The organism is Priestia sp. 40 (genome assembly GCF_049368575.1).
Taxonomy (GTDB): Bacteria; Bacillota; Bacilli; order Bacillales; family Bacillaceae_H; genus Priestia; species Priestia zanthoxyli.
The window spans coordinates 1-670 of the sequence record NZ_JBMPZA010000013.1; the positions used below are offsets into that span (position 1 = coordinate 1).

The 670-nt window shown below is 52.4% G+C and carries 6 tRNA genes; all 6 read right to left on the bottom strand.

The window, feature by feature from the left end:
- Positions 1-11: 11 nt before the first annotated feature.
- Positions 12-87: transfer RNA gene (locus tag ACO1DI_RS13980), tRNA-Ala, on the bottom strand.
- An 85-nt stretch (positions 88-172) separates the two neighbouring features.
- Positions 173-249, bottom strand: a tRNA-Arg gene (locus tag ACO1DI_RS13985).
- A 9-nt stretch (positions 250-258) separates the two neighbouring features.
- Positions 259-347 (bottom strand) — tRNA-Leu (locus tag ACO1DI_RS13990).
- A gap of 14 nt (positions 348-361) precedes the next feature.
- Positions 362-436: transfer RNA gene (locus ACO1DI_RS13995), tRNA-Gly, on the bottom strand.
- Between the two features lie 23 nt (positions 437-459).
- A tRNA-Leu gene (locus ACO1DI_RS14000) sits at positions 460-542 on the bottom strand.
- A 13-nt stretch (positions 543-555) separates the two neighbouring features.
- A tRNA-Lys gene (locus ACO1DI_RS14005) sits at positions 556-631 on the bottom strand.
- Positions 632-670 lie beyond the last annotated feature (39 nt).

Below are 670 nucleotides of genomic sequence, written 5' to 3' on the forward strand. Positions count from 1 at the left end.
AAAATTCCGATTGGTGGGACCTAGCGGAATCGAACCGCTGACCTATTGCGTGCAAGGCAGGCACTCTCGCAGCTGAGCTAAGGCCCCATAAATGGTCGGGAAAACAGGATTCGAAACTGCAACCCCTTGGTACCAAACCAAGTGCTCTACCAAGCTAAGCTACTTCCGTTTATGGCGCGCCCGAGAGGAGTCGAACCCCTAACCTTTTGATCCGTAGTCAAACGCTCTATCCAATTGAGCTACGGGCGCTTACTAGAATGGTGCCGAGGGCCGGACTTGAACCGGCACGGTAGTCACCTACCGCAGGATTTTAAGTCCTGTGTGTCTGCCAATTCCACCACCCCGGCAGGACTTATATATGTGGAGCGGAAGACGAGGTTCGAACTCGCGACCCCCACCTTGGCAAGGTGGTGTTCTACCACTGAACTACTTCCGCACATATATGAAATTAATGAAAGATGCGGGTGAAGGGACTTGAACCCCCCACGTCGTAAGACACTAGATCCTAAGTCTAGCGCGTCTGCCAATTCCGCCACACCCGCGTGTGAATATAAATGGTGAGCCATGAAGGACTCGAACCTTCGACCCTCTGATTAAAAGTCAGATGCTCTACCAACTGAGCTAATGGCTCGAAAACTGGTGCCGGCAAGAGGACTTGAACCCCCAACCT